Here is a 21,286-nt window from a genome sequence, read left to right as displayed (position 1 = left end):
GGCAGGCGCGGGGCGGGTCGCAGGCAGGTGGTCGGTCGGGCGGGCGAGGGTGCGGCAGGCGGGCAGAGACCCGGCGAGCGGGCAGGCAGCGGTGGGCGGATTGACGGGTGGCGGATGAGCGGGCGGCGGCCGCGGGTCGGAGGGTGGGCAGTCAGCGGCGGGTGGTTGGCGGGCGGTCGGTGGTCGGCGGGCGGTGGTGGGCGGTCGGTGGGTGGTCGGTGGGTGGTCGGTGGTCGGCAGGTCGGCGGGTGGTGGGTCGGCGGGTGGGTGGTCGGCGAGCGGGCAGGCAGCGGGCGGCAGGTCGGCGGGCGGCAGGTCGGCGGGCGGGGTGGCTTGTGGGTGGTGGGTGGGTGGTTCGGGGCGGCCTCGATTTAACCGAGGGGCGGTAACGGTGTTTCCGTACAAAGTTGGGCGATGATCACCCGATCGTGGCAGCCGGAGGGCCGTTAGCTGCGGTTTCGGGTGGGGTCACAGCAGGCTCAGTTGGGTGCCCTTGCGCTTGCGGCGGGGTTGGGGGTCGCCCAGTTGCTCGTAGGACTTCAACGCCGCCAGGAACGGGGATCGGGGGCGGCCGGTCGGATGGCTCAAGTACAGGTGCCGTTGGGCTCTCGTCATCCCGACGAACAGCAGGCGGCGTTCCTCGTCCACCGCCGCCGGGTCGTCGTCACCCGGCCACCGCAGCGGCAGCACGCCGTCCGAGCACCCGACGATGAACACCACCGGGAACTCCAGGCCCTTCGACGCGTGCAGCGTCAGCAGCGAGATCCGGTCGGCCCGTGGATCCCACGTGTCGACCTCCACGCCCACCGCGAGAGCGGTGTGGAAGCGTTCGAAGTCCGAGCCGCACGACGCGGCCAAGGGCTTGAGCAGTTCGTAGGCCGTGTGGTCGTCGCCCGCCACGGCACGCACCCGCTCCAGCACCGTCGCCCCGGCCGCGTACTTGACCTCGTGCGCGATCCGCGCCACCCCGGGACGGTCGGCCAACCGGTCGTGCGAGCGCTTCTGGAACGGCAGCCCGGACTGGGTCAACGCCTCCACCAGCGCCCGCGACTGCCGATCCGTCCGGTACAGCACGGCGAAGTCGGAGAAGCCCAGGCCCTGCGTGCCGTCGCCCACCACCCGACCGCTGTCGAACGCGTGGAACGACGCACCGCCCAGCACCTGCTCGATGGTCCGCGCCACGAACGCCGCCTCGGCCGCCTCCGACGACGCGTGGTGCACGCCGATGGGCGCGTCGCCGTGGTCCGCCATCGGCCGCAGTTCCCGCCCCGGCACGAGGGACGACGGCGCGATCACCTCCAACGCACCCGTCACCACCGCGGCCGACGACCGGTAGTTCCTGGTCAGCCGCACGGTCCGCGCCCCGGGGAAGTCCTCCCGGAACCGCAGGAAGAACCCGACGTCGGCACCGCGGAACCGGTAGATCGCCTGGTCCGGGTCGCCGATCGCGGTCAGGTTGCCGTCCGGCGGCACGAGCAGCCGCAGCAGCCGGTACTGCCGCTCGTCCACGTCCTGGTACTCGTCCACCGACACCCACCGCCACCGCGCGCGGTAGGCGTCGACCAGTGACGGCGACCCCTCCAGCAGCGACAGCGGCAACGTGACCAGGTCGTCGAAGTCCACCAGGTCCTGGTCCCGCAACGCCTTCTTGTACCGGTCGTCCCCGGCCGCGATCAGCGCCCGCGCCTCCTTCTCGTCGGCCACCACGGACGACGCCACGGCCAACTGCCGCTCCGGGTCCGCCACCCCGAACGACGGCGACAACCCGAACGCCCCGCCGTGCTCGCGCAGGATCAGCACCCCGAGCGAGTGGAACGTCGCGACGGTCACCCCGCCGACGGGCGCGAGGGCGGCGAGCCGTTCGGCCAGTTCCTCCGCCGCACGCCGGGTGAACGTGATCGCCAGGCACTGCTACGGCGGCACACCCCGCGCCGTCACCAGGTCCGCGATCCGGTGGGTCAACGTCCGCGTCTTCCCCGTGCCCGGCCCGGCGATGATCAGCAGCGGTCCGCCGTCCACCTCGGCCGCCGCCCGCTGCTCCGGGTCCAAACCGTCCAGCAGACCCGAACCGACGACCACCGGAGCGGGCACCTCGTCAGCCACGACGGGAGCGGGCACGGGCCGCGCACGCGCCATAGTGGACGGAGCCGGACCGGCGTAGTCGAACAACGCCAACGCCGACCGCCGACGCTCCAGCTCACCCGGCTCGAACACGCGGATCACGCCGTACTCGCCGTCGTACCCCGCCTCTCGCACCACTTCACCGCGCCGCAGCCGCGTCACGGCCTCGGCCAGCAACGGCGAGTGCACGGCGATGTCGTCGACCGGGACATCCTGCAGGATCACCAGTTCCGGCCCCAACGCGGCCGTCAGCTTGTCGATCTCCCCCAGCACCTTCTTGCTCTTCGGCCCGGTGCCGACGATCTCGCTCACCACCTCGGGCAGCGGCACCAGGCTGGTGAACCCGGCCGCGCCGGCGGGCCGCGACCCGTGCGGCCGGTCGGCCAGCTCCTCCACCCGGCTGAGCACCCCGACCGTCAACGGCTTGCCGCACTCGGGGCAGATCCCCTTGTGCGCCACCGTTTCCTCGGGCTCCATCCGCACACCGCACTTGCGGTGCCCGTCGACGTGGTACTTGCCCTCCTCCGGGAAGAACTCCAGTGATCCGGCGAAACCGTCGCCGGTCTCCAGCGCCGCCCGCACCGAGTAGTAGTCCAGTTCCGTGTCGAACACGGTCGCCTCACGGCCCAGCGCGGGCGGCGAGTGCGCGTCGGAGTTGCTGACCAGCCGGTACTTGTCCAGCCCCGACACGCGCCAGTTCATCTCCGGGTCCGACGACAGCCCGGTCTCGACCGCGAAGACGTGGTGCGCCAGGTCGGCGTAGCAGTCCTCGATGGCGTCGAACCCGGACTTCGACCCGAGCACCGCGAACCACGGCGTCCACACGTGCGCGGGCACGAGGTAGCCGCCGCACTCCAGCGTGATCTCCAGCAGGTCGCGCGAGTCGAGCCCGAGGATCGGCCGCCCGTCCGAGCCGAGGTTGCCGATCTTGGCCAGTCGGGCGTTGAACCGCGCGGCCGAGGGCAGGTCGGGCATGTAGACGAGGTGGTGGACCTTGCGGGTGCGGTCGCCGCGCTTGTAGATGGTGGAGATCTCCACGGAGAGCATGAACCGCACGGGCGCGGAGGCGAGCGACGGCGGCAGCGTGCGGTCGACGTCGCGGTCGAGGTCGTCGCGCAGCCGGAACAGGCCGGGCGAGGACTCGACCAGGGTCTCGGTCAGGTGGTCGTACCAGGCGGGGTGGGTGAAGTCGCCGGTGCCGACGAGGGAGATCCCCTTGCGCCGGGCCCACCAGGTCAGGTGTTCGAGGTCGCAGTCGCGGCTGCACGCCCGGGAGTACTTGGAGTGGATGTGGAGATCGGCCACGAAGCGCACCCGCCGGATGGTAGTGAGTGATCGACTCCGGTCGGCCGGCGGGCGGGACAGGCCCTTCACGCACGACTTAGCCGGTCAGGAGCCCTACGACAATAAAAACCGAGGGTCGCTCACGTCACTCTCTTGGACCTTCCTGAGATCCACCTGAGCCGTGCATGCTGCACCCGCACATCTGCGGTTCGCACGTCGTCGGGGGGCGAGCGCCGAATCTGAGGGGGCTCGTCGTGTCTACCCGCCGCACCGCGGCGCGGGGCTTCGGCCTGCGCGGAAGATCCACCGTCCTCGTCCTCGCGGCGGCGCTCGGCGCCTCCGTCCTCGTCACGGCCGACCGGCCGCCCACCCCGGCCGGGCCACCGCCCGCCCTGGCCGAGGCGGCGACCTCGGCCCTGGCCATGACCGCCGCCCAGCGCCAGGGGAGGCCGGTCGAGGCGCTCGACCAGCGCACCGAGAAGCGGACCGTGTTCGCCCAGCCGGACGGCACGTTCACCGCCGACCTGCACGTCACCCCGCAGCGGGTGCGCAAGGGTGACCGGTGGGTGGCGCCCGACCCCACGTTGGAGCCCTCGGACGACGGCGTGACGCCCAAGGGCGCCGTGCCGGAGCTGGCCCTGTCCCGCGGCGGGACGGACGCGCCGCTGGTCCGGATGGCGCGTGACGGCCACGAGTACACCCTCACGTGGCCGGGCGCGCTGCCCGAGCCGCGCCTCGACGGGGCCACGGCGACCTACGCCGACGTGCTGCCCGACGTCGACCTGAAGATCACCACCACGGTCACCGGCTACGCGCAGCACATCGTGGTGAAGACGCCGCAGGCGGCCGAGAACCCCGCGCTGCGACGCATCCGGTTCGACCTGCACACGAAGGACCTCCTGCTCAAGGCCCATGACGACGGCAGGCTCACGGCCACCGACCCGGCGGGCGGGACGATCTTCGAGGCCGCGAGCTCGTGGATGTGGGACTCGGCGAAGCGCGAGACCGACAGCCCGTCGGCGGGCCGCTCCCCCGTCGGCGTCGAGATCACCGAGGACTCGCTCACGCTGGTGCCCGACGCGGCCGCGCTGGCGGACCCGGACGCGGTGTTCCCGCTCGTCATCGACCCGTCCTGGCACACGCCGGACAAGCAGAGCTGGACGTCGGTCTACGACGACGGCACGGACGCGATGCGCCGCGGCACGCACTGGAACGGCGCGAACTCCCAGGCGGAGACCGCGTGGTGGCTCAACGGCATCACCACCGCCCGTGCCGGCAAGGCGTACGGCCAGGGCCTGGTGGTGCGCAGCTACTTCCAGTTCGACACCGGCTTCCTGGCCGGCCGGCAGGTGCTGAGCTCGAAGTTCATCACCTCGGCCGTCTACGGCCCGACCGCGTGCGGCACGTCCGAGACGCAGGCCCTGTACGACGCGGGGACGATCTACTCCGACACGAACTGGTACAACCAGCCGGCGGGCGGCCACCTGCAGAACGTCTCGGTGCCGTCGGTCTACAGCACCTGCACCGGCTTCCAGGAGGTCGGGTTCGACAAGGCGCTGGGCGGCACCAACGCCGGTGGGGTGTCGACGTTCTTCCTCACCGCCGCCGACGAGGGCCTCGACAACGCCTGGCGCAAGTACCACCCGGACCACACCAAGCTCCAGGTGAACTACAACCACCAGCCGAACAACGCCTACGAGGTGGGCACCGACCACGACATGACGCCGTGCCACTGGTGCGCGGGCGTCACCTACCTGTCCGGCCCGGAGGTCAAGCTGAGCGCACGGCTCAGCGACCCCGACGACAGCACGCTCTTCCCGATGTGGGAGGTCACGCGCGACGGCACGACGTCGCCGTACAGCGGCGCGGCCAACAACTCCGGCGCGCCGTTCACCTCGACGCTCGACCTGACCGGCAAGCACGGCCAGACCGTGACCTGGAAGGTCAAGGCCAACGACGGCAACTGGCAGTCGCCCGACTGGGTCAGCGGCCCGTCGTTCAAGGTCGACACCGTCCGACCGGCGAACCAGCCGGAGGTGGTCAGCCCGCTCTACCCGGAGGACAACCGCTGGCACGGCGGCGAGACCGTGGCCGGCACGTTCACCTTCACCGCGAAGGACGACGACGTCGACCACTTCGCCTACGGCTGGGACGACGCCACCCCGCTGACGGCCTACCCGGACCGGCTGGGCGTGGGCGGCAAGGCGTCGCTGCCCCTGACCCCGCCCGGCGACGGCCCGCAGACGCTGCACGTGCGCAGCGTGGACCGCGCGGGCAACGCCGGCCCGGCCAAGCAGTACCACTTCTACGTGCGCGGCGGCTCCGGGCCGCTGGCGCAGTACACGTTCGACGGCGACACCAAGGACTCGGCGTTCCTCGGCTGGCGTGACGGCACCGCGCAGGGCGGGCCGACCTACGTGCCGGGCGCGCTGGGCTCGGCGCTGGGCTTCGACGGCGTCGACGACACCGTGACCGCGCCCAACGCGGTGCGCACGGACGCGAGCTTCTCGGTGTCGGCCTGGGTGCGCCTGGACAACGGCCAGGCGACCCAGACCGCGATCAGCCAGGACGGCGCGGTGATCTGCGGTTTCTGCCTGCAGTACGAGCCGGGCAGCAAGCGCTGGGTGTTCGTGATGCCGACCGGTGACGCCTCACCGCCCGCGGGGTACACGTTCGTCCGCTCCACCGAGGACGCCGCGGTGGGTGTGTGGACCCACCTCACCGGCGTGTACGACGCCGCCGCCGGGAAGGTGAAGCTGCACGTCAACGGCGAGTTGGCGGGTTCGGCGACCCGGAGCACCGCGTGGCACGCGAACGGGCCGCTGCGGGTCGGGCGCGGCATGGCGTCCGGCGTGATCGGCAACTCGTGGCGCGGCGCGGTGGACGAGGTCGAGGTCCACGACCGCGCGTTGAGCGACGCCGAGGTCAAGGCCGGCGTCCGCGCGGACAACGTGCAGCTGGGCCACTGGCGGTTCGACGAGCGGGACCCCTCGGCGAACGAGGTGTCCGGCGGCGCGGAGGTCGTGCCGTCGCCCGGCGCGTCCACCACCACCGTCGACACGGCGTTGAGGACCGGCGACAAGCCCGCCGCGCTCCAGTTCAAGGGAGCGGGCGAGGCCCGCAGCGACGGCCCGGTGCTGCGCACCGACCGCGACTTCACCGTGGCCGGCTGGGTCAAGGTGCCCGCGGCCCCGGCCGCCGGCACGACCTACACCGTGGTGTCCCAGGACGGCACGGCCTCCAGCGGGTTCGAGGTGTTCCTGCGGGACGGCAAGTGGCACTTCGGCGTCCGCCCGTCGGACGGTTCGACGGCGTGGAACGCGCTCGCCACCTCCGGCCGCGCCGCCGGCGCGAACTGGACGCACCTGACCGCCGCGTTCGACGCCTCGACGCGCACGGCCCAGCTGTTCGTCGACGGGGTCGGGGACGGCAACGCGGTCGGTGTCGGGGCGCCGTGGGACGCCACCGGCGACCTGGTGTTCGGCCGGTCGTACGGCGGGAACCACCTCACCGGCTTCGTGGACGACTGGCGCGCCTACAGCCGGGTGCTCGCGCCGGAGGAGATCCAGGGCATCGTCGCCCAGGACGGCGTCACGGCGGGCACCTGGAAGCTCGACGCCAACGCCGACGACGCGTCCCTGCCCGCCCGCAACGGCGCGCTGAACGGCGACGTGACGTGGACGCCGGGCCAGAGCAGCCTGCCCGACCCGACCGACCAGGCGGTCCGGCTCTCCGGCGCCGGTCACGTCAGCGCGCCGCAGACGATCGACACCGCGCGCAGCTTCTCCGTCACCGCGTGGGCGAAGGTGGACCGGGTCGGCAGCGCCATGTCGGTGGTGTCGCTGGAAGGCCGGGCCACCGGGGCGTTCGACCTGCGCACCACCGACGACGGCCGGTGGGCGTTCACCATGGCGGGCCGCGACGACGCCGCCGCGGCACGTGACCACGCGTACGGCGGGCCGGTGCAGGTCGGCGTGTGGACGCACCTGGCGGCGGGCTACGACCAGTCGACCGGCCGGATGTCGCTGTACGTCAACGGCGTGGCCGCCGGGTCCGCGCAGCACACCGGCGCGTGGAGCCCGGACGCGGCGGTGGGCGGCCTGCGGATCGGGCGCACCCGTGCGGGCACGGCCGGGATCCAGCACTTCAGCGGCGCGATCGACGACGTGTCGGTCTACAGCCGGCCCTTGTTCGTGGACGAGGTCCGCCAGCTCGCGGGCCGTGACCTGGCGCTGGTGCACGAGTGGCAGCTGGACGAGCCGAGCGGCACGTCGGCGGCGGACTCGGTCGGGGTCCGGTCGGCGGCGCTGACCGGCGGCGCGACGCACGCGCCCGGCCGGCTGGGCAACGCGCTCGCGTTCGACGGCGCGGGCGCGGCCGCCACCCAGGGCGTCGACCTGCGCACCGACGAGAGCTTCACCGTGTCGGCGTGGGTCTACCTGCCGCCGGGGCGGACGTGCGAGTTCACCGAGGACGTCCAGTCCTGCGAGTGGGTCGCGCTCAGCGTGGACGGGCAGAACACCAGCAAGTTCCGCCTCGGTCACCTGATCAACGACGACCAGCACCGCGCGGGCAAGTGGTTCTTCGAGATGCCGGAGAGCGACGCGGTCGACGCCGTCGTCACCAAGGCGGCCGTCACCACCGACGCCAGCGAGATCGACACCTGGGTGCACCTGACCGGCGTGTACGACGCCAAGCACAAGAAGATCTGGATCTACGTCAACGGCATCCGCATCGGTGACGGCACGCTGAACACGCCGTGGCCCGCCACGGGCCCGCTCGTCATCGGCCGCGGCAAGGCCGGCGGCACCCCCGCCCAGCACTGGGTGGGCAGCGTGGACGAGGTGCGCCTCTACACGGGCCCGCTGACCGACGACCGCGTGTCGACGCTGCACAAGTCCTACCCGCAGGAAAACCCGACCCCGACCCTGCCCACCCCGACCGGGCACTGGAAGTTCAACGAGAACACCGGCACCACGGCCGCCGACAGCGTCGGCGGGCGGACCGCCACCCTGAAGAACGGCGCGGGCTGGATCGGCGGCCGCGACGGCCCCGGCGCCTGGTTCGACGGCACGACCGGTTACGCGGAGACCAGCGGCAAGGTGCTGACCACCACGGACAGCTTCACCGTCAGCGCGTGGGTGTACCTGACCGCGGGCAACAACGGTGATCGGGTCGTCGTCGGCCAGGACGCGAACCGGGTCGGCGCCTTCTCCCTGATGTACGAAGCCGCGAGCGACCGCTGGGCGGCCATGCTGCCGAAGACCGACTCCGACGACTCCGCCGCGCATGTCGTGCGGTCCACGGAGAAGGCCGCCTGGCACGCCTGGACGCACCTGTCGATGACCTACGACAAGCAACTGGGTCGGCTCAGGTTGCACGTCAACGGCGTGCCGTCGGGAACCGTGACGGGCGTCACCGTGCTGCCGAGCGAGGGTGTGCTGTCCATCGGCCGGGGCAAGGTGAACGGCGGCAAGGCGAGGTTCTTCCCACGGGGTGTGGACGACCTGCGGGTGTTCGACAAGGCCCTGAGCGACGGCGAGGTGCGGCTCGTGCAGGGGCTGCCGGGCACCACCCTGTCCGGGCAGTGGCGCTTCGACGACAGCACGGTGCGCGACTACTCGTGGCGGGCGAACCAGACCACGGCCATCGGCACCACGTCGTTCGTCGACGGCCCCAACGGCAAGGCGCTGCGGCTGGATGGCCGCAGCCACGCCCAGACCGCGCTGCACGGCATCGACATGCGCAACAGCTTCACCGTGTCGACGTGGGTGCGGTTGCGCGGCAAGGGCAAGGTGGGCACCGCGCTCGCGCAGAGCGGGGACCGGATGAGCGCCTTCGCCCTGCAGTACCGACCGGAGTCCGACCGGTGGGCGTTCGGCGCGCCGACCCAGGACGACGACCAGGCCCCTCCCGTGTGGGCGCTGTCGGCGGAGCCGGTCAAGTTCGACCAGTGGCAGCTCCTCACCGGCGTCTACGACCGCCCGGCGGGCGTGCTGAAGCTGTACGTGGACGGCAAGCTCGCGGGTGTCCGCGAGCACGTGCTGCTGTGGGGTTCGCTCGGCAGCCTCACCATCGGTGGCGGCAAGGTCGCGGACAGTCCTGCGGACTTCTTCCCCGGAGACCTCGACGAGGTGCGGGTCGAGAACGGCATCGGCACCGACGCCTCCATCGCCCGGCGGGCGAGCCACGCCACTCCCGCTCCGGGCCAGCTCGCCCGACTGCTCGACGGCGCGGGCGACCACGCCACGGGCAGCACCACCGGACCCCTGCCCGCCGGGTACCACGTGGAGGGCGCCCTCGGGATGGTGGTCGACCCCTCGCACCCGAACACCCGGACGTTGTACGCGTGCCGCTACGGCACCAACTCGTTCACGTCCGTGATGTCCGACTGCGAGGCCCAGGCCAAGCTCGGTGTGGCGGGAGTCGTCTACAGCAAGCAGCCGACGAACCTGCCGACCATCCCGGTCTACCGGTGCTTCACCGGGGTGGACCACTTCGAGTCCCGCCGCTCGGACTGCGAGGGCATGACCGCCGAAGGGCTGCTCGGCTACACGCTGGCCTACGCCCCGCTGGTGCGCAGCCTGAACGACGACACCGGTGACCACATGGCCACGGTGGAGGGAACTCCGCCCGGCTACCGCACGGAGGGCGTCCACGGGTTCCTGTCACTGGTCGCCAAGCCCGGCAACCAGCCGTTGATGAGCTGCTACGACGGCTCCGACCAGTTCGTGTCGACCGACCCGAACTGCGAGGGCAAGCGCGTGGTCAGCAGCCTCGGCCGGATCTGGACCGCGGCGCCCGCCGACGGTTCGGGCAAGGCGCTGTACCGGTGCCGGATCAACGGGGAGTCCTTCGTATCGGCGCAGGCCGACTGCGAGGGCCTGACGGTGGACGGCCTGCTCGGCTACACCGACAAGTCCGTGCCGACCACGGCCCCGCAGTTCGCCGCGTGACGTCCCTGCTCCCGCTCACCTTTGGAGAGGTAATGCGGTCCGACAGACGTACCTTCCGCACGCTCGCGAGAGCGCTCGCGGTCGCCCTGGGGTTGTCCCTGGTGACCGCGGTCGCCCCGACACCGGCCCAAGCGCAGGCGGGGCCCTCGGTCCCCCTGCCCGACATCCCGTCCGTGCCCGTGACCAGCCCGTCCTGGGGCTCGACGCCCGTCGGGGAGAGCACGTCCCGAGCGCTGCGCGGCAACCAGTCGGCTTCCACCGCGGCGCCCGACGGCGGCGGTTCGTTCAAGGCGACGCCGCTGTCTCCGTCGGCCACCTGGGACGTGGCCCGGCAGACCGGCGACTTCACCTGGTCCTACCCGCTGCGCGTGCCGCCGTCGCCGGGCGGGTTCCAGCCGTCGCTCGGGCTGTCGTACCGGTCGTCCGCGGTGGACGGCCGGACCAGCGCGACGAACAACCAGTCGTCGTGGGTCGGTGAGGGCTGGGAGCTCGGCGCCGGGTACGTCGAGCGCACCTACGGCGGGTGCACCGACGACACCGAGGGCACGGCCGCGCCCACCAACACCGGCGACCTGTGCTGGCGCAGCGACAACGCCACCGCCACCTACCCCGGCGGCGGCGGGATGCTGGTGCGCAACGAGGCCGACGGCGCGTGGCGGCAGAAGTCGGACAACGGCGCCCGGATCAGCCTGGGCACCGGTGTCGACAACGGCGACGACAACGGCGAGCACTGGACGATCACGACCGTCGACGGCACCACCCACTACTTCGGCTCCCGCAAGGAGTCGAACTCGACGTGGACCGTGCCGGTGTTCGGCGACGACGAGCACGAGCAGTGCAACGGCACGACGTTCGCCACGTCGTGGTGCGTGCAGGCGTGGCGCTGGAACCTCGACAAGTCGGTCGACGCCCGCGGCAACGTCATCCTGTACGACTACGAGACCGAGACGAACTCCTACGGGCTCAACGCCGAGGACGCCGCCGTGTCGTACGTGCGCGCCGGCACGTTGAAGTCCGTCACGTACGGCCTGCGCGACGAGGTGGCGGTGCAGGCGTCCGCCCGGGTGGACTTCGAGCTCGCGGACCGGTGCGTGCCGGGCAGCGACTGCGTGCTGGAGAAGCCGGAGAACTGGCCGGACACGTCGTTGGCCGACCGGTGCGCCGCCTCGACGTGCCCCGACCTGCACTCGCCCACGTTCTGGTCGACCAAGAGGCTGAACCGGATCGTCACCAAGGTGTGGCGGGGCACGGCGTTCGACGACGTCGACTCGTGGACGCTCGGGCACGAGTTCCCCGACCCCGGTAGCGGTGAGAAGGCCACGTTGTGGCTCAAGAGCATCACGCACACCGGGCACGTCGGCGCGACCGACGTCGCGTTGCCCGCGGTGACGTTCGAGGGCACCCGCAAGGCCAACCGGGTGGAGCAGCCGAACGACGCCGGTCCGCTGCTGCGGTTCCGGCTGACCGCGATCGTCTCCGAGGCGGGCGGCATCACGTCGATCGCCTACGCGGACCCGGACTGCGCCGCGGGGTCGATGCCGGCGAGTGCCGAGTCCAACACGAAGCGGTGCTTCCCGGTGACGTGGACGAAGAAGGACTTCGCCGAGCGCACGGACTACTTCCACAAGTACGTGGTGGCGTCGGTGACCACGTCGGACCGGTTCGGCGCGAACGCCGTGCAGAAGGTGTCCTACGACTACCTGGACGGCGCGGCCTGGCACTTCAGCCAGTCCGAGTTCACCCCGGCGGACCGCAAGACCTGGGACGAGTACCGCGGCTACGCGCGGGTCGAGGTGCGCACGGGGTTGCCGACCGACACCAGCGGCCCGATCACGTTGGCCGAGGAGCGGTTCTACCGGGGCATGGGCGGCACGTTCACCGACTCGGCGGGCGGCACGCACACCGACCACGACTGGCTGCAAGGCGTCCGGTACGAGTCGACGACCTACCTCGGCGACACCGACGAGGTGGTCAGCCGGACCATCGACACCCCGTCGTGGCAGGGCCCCACCGCGACCCGCGGCGAGTACAAGGCGTACTTCGTCCACAACGGATCGTCGGAGTCCTACACGGCGTTGAAGGCCGGTGGGTGGCGGACGACGAGGACCGAGTCGACCTACGACGAGCTCGGCCTCGTGCTCACCGTGAACGACCTCGGTGACACGACGACCGCCGCGGACGACAAGTGCGTCACCACCACCTACGCCCGCAACACGGCGAAGTGGCTGGTGAACTTCCCGTCCCGGCAGGAGGCCGTGGCGGTCGCCTGCGGTACGCCGCCGACGTTCCCGGCGCACGCATTGGCCGACGAGGTGTTCGCCTACGACGGCCAGGACTTCGGCGTGGCGCCCACGAAGGGCGACCTGACGTCCAAGAAGTCGTTGCGCGACCGCCCCCAGTCCGCCCCCGGCTACGGCGTCGACGGCTCGGCGACCTACGACAAGTTCGGCCGCCCGCTGACCATCACCGACGCGGCGGGCAACGAGTCGAAGCTCGCCTACACCCCGGCCGACGACGGCCCGCTCACGAAGACCGTCACCACCGACGCGCTCGGCCACACGACGACCCTGACGGTCGAGCCGGCGTGGGGCACGCCGACCCGGACGGTGGACGCCAACCTGCGCGTCACCGAGGTCGCGTTCGACGCACTGGGCCGCAACACCGAGGTGTGGCTGCCCAACCGGCGCAAGACCACCAACCCGTCCGGCAGCGCCAAGTACGCCTACCTGGTCCGCAACGACGCGCCCTCCGCGGTCAGCGAGACCAAGGTCGGCCCGAACGGCAACTACACCACCGCCACCACCCTCTACGACGGCCTCTACCGGGTCCGCCAGGTCCAGACCCCGACCCACGGCGGCCGGCTGCTCGCCGAGACGCGGTACGACTCGCACGGCCGCCAGTACCGGACCACCCAGCCGTACTACAACGCCGCGCCCGTGGACACCACGCTGTGGACGGCCGCGGACAACGCGGTGCCGAGCGTGACGTGGACCCGGTTCGACGGCGCGAGCCGCCCGGTGAAGCAGGTGTTCTACGCCGGCGAGCAGAAGAAGTGGGAGGCGACCACCGCGTACGACGGCGACCGGGTGCACGTCACCCCGCCGGCCGGGGGCACCGCCACCACGACCGTCTCCGACGCCCGCGGCCACACCACCCAGTTGCTCCAGTACCACGGCCCCACGCCCGCCGGGACGTTCGACACGACGACCTACGCGTACTGGCCGACCGGCAGCCTCGCGTCCGCCACGGACCCGGCGGGCAACACCTGGCGGTGGACCTATGACGTGCGCGGTCACCTGACCAGGTCCGAGGACGTCGACCGCGGCGTCACCACCACGGTCTACAACGCGCGCGGACTCCTGGAGACGACGACCGACGCGCGCGGCCGGACCACGTGGAACGGCTACGACAAGGTCGGCAGGCGCACCGAGGTCCGCGAAGGCGGCCCGACGGGCACCCTGCTGCACAAGTACTCCTACGACACCGCCGGTGGCGGCAAGGGCAGGCTCGCGTCCGCCACCCGTTACGTCAACGGCGCGGCCTACACGCAGCGGATCGACGGCTACGACTCGCGGTACCGGCCGACCAGCACGTCGGTGGTCATCCCGGAGGCCGAGGGCCTGCTGCGCAACACGTACACCTCGCACTACACCTACAACCAGGACGGCACGATCGCGGGCGAGACGTTCCCCGCGGCAGGCGTCGTGCCCGCCGAGACCGTGCTGCACGTGTACGACGACCTCGGGCGGCCCACGACCACCAACGGCGGCATCGACGGGTCGACCACCCGGATCGCCACGCAGACGTCGTTCACCCGGCTCGGCGAACTGGAGCGGATCCACCTCGGCGACGGCGGCAAGCGCACCTGGCTGTCGTACTACTACGAGGCCGACACCCGGCGCCTCAACCGCTACATCGTGGACGCCGAGACGCCCGCGCCGATGCAGGCGGACGTCACCTACGGGTTCGACGACGCGGGCAACGTCCGGTCGGTCCAGGACGCCACCCGTGACCAGCCGGTCGACCTGCAGTGCTTCACCTACGACCACCTGCGGCGGCTGTCCGACGCGTGGACGCCGGCGGGCGGTGTCGGCTGCGGCCCGCGGCCCACGGCCACCGGCCTGTCCGGGCCCGCGCCGTACTGGCAGTCGTTCGACTACGACAAGGCGGGCAACCGCCTCACGGAGGTCGACCACAAGGCGAGCGGCAACACCACCCGCACCTACAAGTACCCGTTGCCCGGCACGCCGCAGGCGCACACCGTGCGTTCGGTGACCCAGGAGGGTCCGGCCGGGAAGCGGATCGAGGAGTTCGGCTACGACCCGACCGGCAACACGACCACGCGGACCACGCCGGAGGGCGTGCAGGAGTTGGGCTGGGACGCCGAGGGCAAGCTGGTCGAGGCGTCCGGGGGCGTGACGTTCATCTACGGCGTCGACGGCACCCGGCTGCTGCGCAAGGACGCCGTGTCCACCACGCTCTACCTCGGCAACCAGGAGGTGGAACTGGCGGTCGGCGCACCCACGCCCGCCGTGACCAGGTACTACACCCACGCGGGCCGCACCGTCGCGATGCGCGAGGGCAAGACCAAGCTGACCTGGCTCGGCTCCGACCACCAGGGCACCTCGCAGGTGTCGGTCGACGTGGGCACGATGACGGCCACCAAGCGCCGCCAGTTGCCGTTCGGCGGCGCCCGCGGCCCGGCCGTGCTGTTCCCGGGCGAGCGCGGTTTCGTCGGCGGCACGAACGACGAGGCGACCGGCCTGGTCCACATCGGAGCCCGCCAGTACGACACCGACCTGGGCCGGTTCCTGTCCGTCGACCCGATCATGGACGTCGGCAACCCGCAGCAGTGGAACGGTTACGCCTACGCCGACCATACGCCGGTGACGTTGAGCGACCCGACCGGCCTGGCCACCTGGATGTGCCCGGACGGTGACTGCGGCGGCGGCAAGAAGCCCGCCAACGGCAGGGGCTACAGCCGCGACCCGGTCCCGAACGGCGGCGGCGACGTCCCGGCCGGCGCGTACTACCCGCCGATCACGGACTACGGCGACGGCTGGTACGGCGGCTACGACTCCGAGACGGGCGGAACGACGCTGAACGGCGTCCCGACCCCGTGGACCGCGGCGGAGGCCGCGGCGATCCTGCCGAAGGTCGCGGCGCACTACGGCGGTCCCAACATCCACCCGCTCGGCACCGAGGAGAACGTCGAGAACACCTACGGCGCGCTGCTGTCGTACTGCGTGGACAGTGACGACTGCTCGATCGACGACTACCAGGAGATGCAGTGGCCGTGGATCGTCTTCCTCGGTGAGACCGGTGGTCTGGACGCGGGTGGCAGGGGCAGCACCGGCAAGCTGGCGCGGTCGATCCAGAAATTCGTGAAGATGGCGAGTTGCCGCAACAGCTTCAGCGGTGACACGCACGTCCTGATGGCCGACGGCACCACCAAGGCCATCGAGGACGTCAGGGTGGGCGACGTCGTCCTCAACGCCAACCCGGAGACCGGCGAGACCGAGGCGCACAAGGTCACCGCGGTCCACGTGACCGACGCGGACAAGCAGTACGTCGACCTGACCGTCGCCACGCCGAACGGCCCGCGGACCATCACGGCCACGGCCCACCACTCGTTCTACGAGGCGTCGCTGCACCGGTGGACCGAGGCGGACGACCTGCGTGCGCGTGACGTCCTCGACGCCGGTCCGGACAACCGAGCCACCGTCCTGTCCGCGCGTCCGTACGTCACGACGATGCGCACTCACAACCTCTCCGTCGAGGGCGTGCACACGTTCTTCGTCCTGGCCGGCGAGACCCCGGTGCTGGTACACAACAACGGGCCTGAATGCGGGCTGATCCGACTCGATCCGGGGTCCGACTCGGCAGACGCCCTGAAGGGCTTCGAACCTTCCGCACCCGAGATCGAGTACGTGTTCGAGCCGGGGACCGGGAGGTTCGTCACCGGTGACTCCTCGGATCTCCGCCTTCCCGGCAGCCCGCACGAGAAGTTGGCGCGGTCCATCGCGGCGGATGAGGGCTCGGTGCTGGGCGGCACGATCTTCAGGGATGGTGGTCGACTGGTCTTCACGGAGAACAGCGGCCACTACGGCCATCGCTGGAACGACGCCCACCGGCGACAGTTCCAGCAGTTCCTGGATGATTTCGGCGTGGAATACGACTACCGGCCCTGGGGGTGATGGCGGTGCAGTGGAGTCCTGTGGTCTACCGGAGTGACGGCGCCTGGATCGGCGTGCTGCCGAGCGGTGAACTCGGCGTGGGCGTCGAGCAGGAAGGACGCGCCTCGTTGCGAGGCTCGGGCTTCGTGCCCATGTGGCCCTTCCTCGAGCAGGGCCTGGCCGAGTGCTTGGAGAAGTTCACCGAGGCGTGGGAGTCACTCGGCGGCACCGACATCTCCACGCCGGCCGAGCTCCTCGAACTCACCGCGGGTTCGGCCTGGAAGTCCAGCCGCGCTTACTGGAAGAACCTCGCGGCCAAGTGGATAGCCGAGATGGCCGGCAGGCCGGAGTTCGCCGGCGGGTCGGTCAAGTCGATAGGAGCGGAAGTGGTCGGGTCGGGAGTTCTCGACCGCGACGTCGAAGAGCGGCTGAAGAGCGCTCTCGGCGAGTAGTCGGACACCCGTACCGTGGCTCGCGGGAGGCGGCGGAGTCGAGCGACTCCCCCGCCTCCCGCGGTGTTGCCCAGGCGCTCGTCCTTGAACTCGCCCACCACTGGTCGACTACGAGCGATCCTCGAATTCACCGTGTCGCGTTAGTGCGATCGAGCTAAACACAGGCCGCATCGGCGCCGATGCGTAACGACTGACGCCCGTTGCCGAAAGTCCCACCGCACAACCGAGTTCTTGGTGGACGGAAGGCGAGTCTTGGTGAAGAACAGGATCACCCGGGTGGCGGCGGCGCTGGTCGGTGCGGCGGTCGGGATGGGGTTGGCCGTCGCGGTGGCGTTACCGGCGGGGGCCGCGGTGGCCGATGGGTACTACAAGCAGCCCTTCGACCCGGCGGTGTGGCGCGTGGACGGCGGCAACGCCCGCGCCATCAGCTACGACGAGTGGGCGGCCGCCGGTTTCCCGCAGCCGGCGGCCTCGCCGACGGACTACGTGAAGTACGCGTGGTCGCCCACCATCTACGCCGTCACGTTCTGGGGTGACCCGACGTCGACCTGGGACTGGGACCGGCTCACCGAGGCCCAGTGGCAGGCGGCCGGCAGCCCCGCCCCGCGCAACGCGGGCTGGATCGCGGGCAGCTACTACTACCAGTGGGCCACGGCCAACGAGCTCTTCGTCGAGGGCCCGGACGGGGTGCGGCACAAGCTCACCTACGAGGAGTGGGCCGCCTCGAACTTCCAGTCCTTCGAGCGACGTGCCAACGAGGGCTTCCAGAAGCTGTCCTGGGCCCCGAACATCATCCGGATGACCAACCTGGCGGGCGGCCAGGGCTACTCGATCGGCTACGGCGAGTGGAGCGCCCAGGCGTTCCCGACGCCGCAGGTCGTGCGGCGCGTCACGAACGACCGCTTCTACAAGTTCGGCACCGCGCCGACCATCTACTACGAAGGCCCCGCGTTCCACCGGGCCGTCACCTATCAGGAATGGGTCGCCGCGGGCAGCCCGGCACCCGAGGTGCGGGCACCGTCCAACCCGGGCAACAGCGTGGACTGCTCGGACTTCGCCACCCAGCGCGAGGCGCAGGCGTGGTTCGACCTCTACTACCCGTACTACGGGGACGTGGCCCAGCTCGACAGCGACAACGACCGGATCGCCTGCGAGTCCCTGCCGTAACAGGACATCCCCGCACGAACGGCCCTCACCCACCCGGCTGGGGGCCGTTCGCCTGCTCACGACAACGCCACCGCCCAAACGCGACCCGCGGCCACCGGGGGTCCGGGGGCGAAGCCCTCCGGGCGGGGCCCGGGGGTTGCACCCCCGGAAAATGCGACGAGGCGAGGCGGTCGACGCTTTCCGTCGACACACCTCGCCTCTCGACGAGTGGAGCTGAGGGGAATCGAACCCCTGACCTACTCGATGCGAACGAGTCGCGCTACCAACTGCGCTACAGCCCCGTGTTCTGTTGTCGTGCGGGGGAAGCATATCAGTAGTCGGGGGGTGGTTTTGCCACCCCCCTCTACTCGCCCGACGCCCGCCGGTACGGGAGGGCTTCGGGGCCGTCCAGCTCGACGAACAGCGGGTCCTCGTCGTCCGGGTCCACGACGACCGTGCCGGGGCGCGGCTGGTGCTGGAACCGGGGTTGCGGGGGCAGGCCCGGCTGGTCACGGGGCTGCTCGGCGTCCGCCGAGGGCTCGGGCGCGTGCGCGCGGGTGTCCGGCCGCGCGGAGGGGCGGCGGCGGGACTGGGCGAGCCTGGCGTGGCGGCGCGCGCGGATCTCCTCCTCGATCCGCACCTGCCGGCGCAGGTAGCCGAGGTAGGAGACGAGCGCCACGTCCACGGCCGCGTGGCCCCACCAGACCACCGGGTAGAGCACGCCCGCGACCACGCCCGTGACGAGGGCCAGGAGCAGCAGCGTGCCGACGACGCGGCGGCGGAAGGCGTACTTCGCCTGGGCCACGATCGCGGCGGTCTCCGGGTCGTAGCCGCCCCGGCCCGGGCGGAACGGCCGGTGCTCGACGTAGTCCAGCTCCGGCTCGTCGTAGTCGTCGTACTCCTCGAAGTCCGCGTCGATGTCGGGCATGGCGTCGTACTCCTCCTCCATGCTGCCGCGCGACGCGTCGGCGCGCTTGCGCGCGACCATCGGCACGAGGACGACCAACCAGGCCACGACCAGACCCACGACGATCAGCGAGCTCGGCATCCCCGTCACCTCCCCCTACCCCGCGGCGCGCTCGGTGGTGCGCTTGCCACGCTAGTCACAACAGTCACACCTGTGTCGGAGGCACGCCGACTGGCGTACGTACTAAAGTGTGGTGTATCACCCACTTTCGGGTGATCCGATTAAGCCAGTCGGCCCGTGAGTCAGGCGGTTCGGGCGTATCCCTGTGCGACCAATCGGCGCACCAGGCCCTCCGGCGAGGTCTCTTCGGCGGTCATCGCGAAGCACAGGTGGTCGCGCCACTGCCCGGCCACGTCGAGGTACCGCAGGAACAGGCCCTCCTCGCGGAACCCGGCCTTGGCGAGCACCCGCAGGCTGGCCCGGTTCTCCGGCCGCACGGTCGCCTCCAGCCGGTGCAGGCCGCCCGCGCCGAAGCAGTGGTCGACCACGAGCGCCAGCGCCGCCGTGGCCACGCCGCCGCGCGCCCGGTCGGCCGCCACCCAGTAGCCGACCCACGCCGAGCGCAACGACCCGCGCACGATGTTGCCCACGGTGATCTGCCCGGCCAGCTCGCCGTCCACGGTGATCACGAACGGCAGTGCCTGGCCGCGCCGGGCCAGCGACTTCAGCGACGACCACTGCGGCGGCCACGCCAAGGGTGCGTTGCGCTCGCGCCAGCCCTCGGTGGCGGTGGGTTCCCAGTCCTCCAGGTAAGCCCGGTCGCGCAGCCGGGCCCGCGACCACGCCGAGGCGTCGAACAGCTTCGGCGGGCGCAGCGCGACCAGGCCGGCCGGCACCCTCAGCGGTCCGAGCCGCGCGGGCCAGCCGGGGTGCCGACCACCGTCACCCGCGAAACTCATCCGTACCCACCGCGCTCGTTCCCCCGCCTGCGCTCATCCTCGTTGGGCCAGGAAGCTGACCGTCACCTCTTCGCCGACCGCCACGTCCGTCACGTCCTCGTCGACCATGATCAGGCAGTTCGCCTCGGCCAACGACGCCAGCAGGTGCGACCCGGAGGTACCCAGCGGCTGCACCAGGTACTCGCCGTTGTCCGCGTCGCGCAGCAGCTGGCCGCGCAGGTAGCCGCGCCGGCCCTTGGTCGAGGTCAGCGGCGACAGCAGCCGCGCGCTGACCGCCCGCCGGTACGGGTTGCGCTTGCCCAGCGCGGCCCGGATCAGCGGTCGCACCAGCACCTCGAAGACGACCAGGGCGCTCATCGGGTTCGCGGGCAGCAGGAACGTCGGCACCGCGTCCGGCCCGAGCCGGCCGAAGCCCTGCACCGAGCCGGGGTGCATGGCCACCCGGGTCACGTCCAGGTCGCCGAGGTCGGCCAGGGCCGCGCGCACCTCGTCGCCGACGACGCCACCGACGCCGCCCGCCACGACCACGATCTCCGACAGCAGCAACCGGCCCTCGACGACCTCGCGCAGCCGGCGCGGGTCCGGCGACTGGATGCCGACCCGGCTGACCTCCGCGCCCGCGTCCCGCGCGGCGGCGGCCAGCGCGTAGGAGTTGACGTCGTAGACCTGCCCCTGGCCGGGGGTGCGGTCGACGTCGACCAGCTCCTCGCCGATCGAGATCACCGACACCCGCGGCCGGGGGTGGACCAGCACCTTGTTGCGGCCGACGGCGGCGAGCAGGCCGACCTGGGCGGCGCCGATGGACGCGCCGCGGCGCACCGCGACGTCACCGGTCTGCACGTCCTCGCCGGTGCGCCGCACGAACGCCGCGGACGGCACCGAGCGGTGCACGGTCACCTTCGCCGCGTGCCCGTCGTCGTCACCGCGGTCGGTGTAGGCGCTGGGCACGACCGCGTCGGCCAGGGTCGGCAGCGGCGCGCCGGTCGCGACCCGGACCGCCTGGCCGGGTTGCAGCCGTCTGGGTTGGCGCGACCCCGCCGGGATCTCGCCGACCACCGGGAGCGTCACCGGATCCTCGTTGGCGGCCTGCACGTCGACGCTGCGCACCGCGTAGCCGTCGACGGCCGCCTGGTCGAAACCCGGCAACGCGCGCTCGGCGACGACCTCCTCCGCGCAGAGCAGGCCCTGCGATTCGGAGATCGCCACCCGCACTGGGGCGGGCCGCACGGCGGCGGCCACCACCCTGGCGAGCTGCTCGTCCACTGACCTCATGAGTTGACCTTCG

8 protein-coding genes, 1 tRNA gene and 1 pseudogene are annotated in these 21,286 nt (G+C 71.7%); 4 read left to right on the top strand and 6 right to left on the bottom strand.

Features of this window, described 5'->3' with window-relative positions; genetic code table 11:
• Window positions 1–468 precede the first annotated feature (468 nt).
• Both LZG04_RS42935 and LZG04_RS42930 read right to left on the bottom strand, forming a co-directional pair.
• Entirely contained in the window at window positions 469–801 is a 333-nt protein-coding gene (locus tag LZG04_RS42935; RefSeq protein ID WP_374202792.1) for a 3'-5' exonuclease, read from the bottom strand.
• Between the two features lie 177 nt (window positions 802–978).
• A pseudogene (locus LZG04_RS42930) lies at window positions 979–2,823 on the bottom strand (UvrD-helicase domain-containing protein); the annotation flags it as partial.
• 836 nt (window positions 2,824–3,659) lie between these two features.
• Between LZG04_RS42930 and LZG04_RS06010 the strand changes: the two are divergent.
• The 4 genes from LZG04_RS06010 to LZG04_RS42360 all read left to right on the top strand — a co-directional run bounded on the left by LZG04_RS06010 (window position 3,660) and on the right by LZG04_RS42360 (window position 18,156).
• Window positions 3,660–10,361: a LamG domain-containing protein gene (locus tag LZG04_RS06010; protein ID WP_233814000.1), complete on the top strand. Its 6,702-nt coding sequence runs from the start codon at window positions 3,660–3,662 to the stop codon at window positions 10,359–10,361.
• A 101-nt stretch (window positions 10,362–10,462) separates the two neighbouring features.
• Window positions 10,463–16,558 carry an RHS repeat-associated core domain-containing protein gene (locus LZG04_RS06005; protein WP_233813997.1) on the top strand — a complete coding sequence of 2,032 codons (6,096 nt, stop codon included), beginning with the start codon at window positions 10,463–10,465 and terminating at the stop codon, window positions 16,556–16,558.
• 5 nt (window positions 16,559–16,563) lie between these two features.
• Window positions 16,564–16,989 carry a hypothetical protein gene (locus tag LZG04_RS06000; RefSeq protein WP_233813994.1) on the top strand — a complete coding sequence of 142 codons (426 nt, stop codon included), beginning with the start codon at window positions 16,564–16,566 and terminating at the stop codon, window positions 16,987–16,989.
• A gap of 255 nt (window positions 16,990–17,244) precedes the next feature.
• Entirely contained in the window at window positions 17,245–18,156 is a 912-nt protein-coding gene (locus LZG04_RS42360; RefSeq protein ID WP_233813992.1) for an excalibur calcium-binding domain-containing protein, read from the top strand.
• 208 nt (window positions 18,157–18,364) lie between these two features.
• Here the strand turns inward: LZG04_RS42360 and LZG04_RS05990 are convergent.
• The 4 genes from LZG04_RS05990 to glp form a co-directional block, all read right to left on the bottom strand.
• Window positions 18,365–18,437, bottom strand: a tRNA-Ala gene (locus tag LZG04_RS05990).
• A gap of 62 nt (window positions 18,438–18,499) precedes the next feature.
• Complete coding sequence (gene glpR, locus LZG04_RS05985; RefSeq protein ID WP_233813990.1) at window positions 18,500–19,183, bottom strand: gephyrin-like molybdotransferase receptor GlpR; 684 nt, start codon at window positions 19,181–19,183, stop codon at window positions 18,500–18,502.
• A gap of 161 nt (window positions 19,184–19,344) precedes the next feature.
• Window positions 19,345–20,001, bottom strand: a complete 657-nt coding sequence (locus tag LZG04_RS05980) for a GNAT family N-acetyltransferase (RefSeq protein ID WP_233813988.1) — start codon at window positions 19,999–20,001, stop codon at window positions 19,345–19,347.
• A 33-nt stretch (window positions 20,002–20,034) separates the two neighbouring features.
• Window positions 20,035–21,273 carry a gephyrin-like molybdotransferase Glp gene (gene glp / locus LZG04_RS05975; RefSeq protein ID WP_233813986.1) on the bottom strand — a complete coding sequence of 413 codons (1,239 nt, stop codon included), beginning with the start codon at window positions 21,271–21,273 and terminating at the stop codon, window positions 20,035–20,037.
• Window positions 21,274–21,286: the final 13 nt, after the last annotated feature.

This window comes from Saccharothrix sp. S26, from assembly GCF_021390395.1.
Lineage (GTDB): Bacteria > Actinomycetota > Actinomycetes > Mycobacteriales > Pseudonocardiaceae > Actinosynnema.
Note: the sequence above shows the minus strand (reverse complement) of the source record. Positions and strands in the feature narration are given on the sequence as shown.

Excerpts from the sequence above, each read along its gene's own strand:
- glpR (WP_233813990.1), bottom strand. The coding sequence starts at position 19,183 with ATGCCGAGCTCGCTGATCGTCGTGGGTCTGGTCGTGGCCTGGTTGGTC.
- LZG04_RS05980 (WP_233813988.1), bottom strand. The coding sequence starts at position 20,001 with ATGAGTTTCGCGGGTGACGGTGGTCGGCACCCCGGCTGGCCCGCGCGG.
- glp (WP_233813986.1), bottom strand. The coding sequence starts at position 21,273 with ATGAGGTCAGTGGACGAGCAGCTCGCCAGGGTGGTGGCCGCCGCCGTG.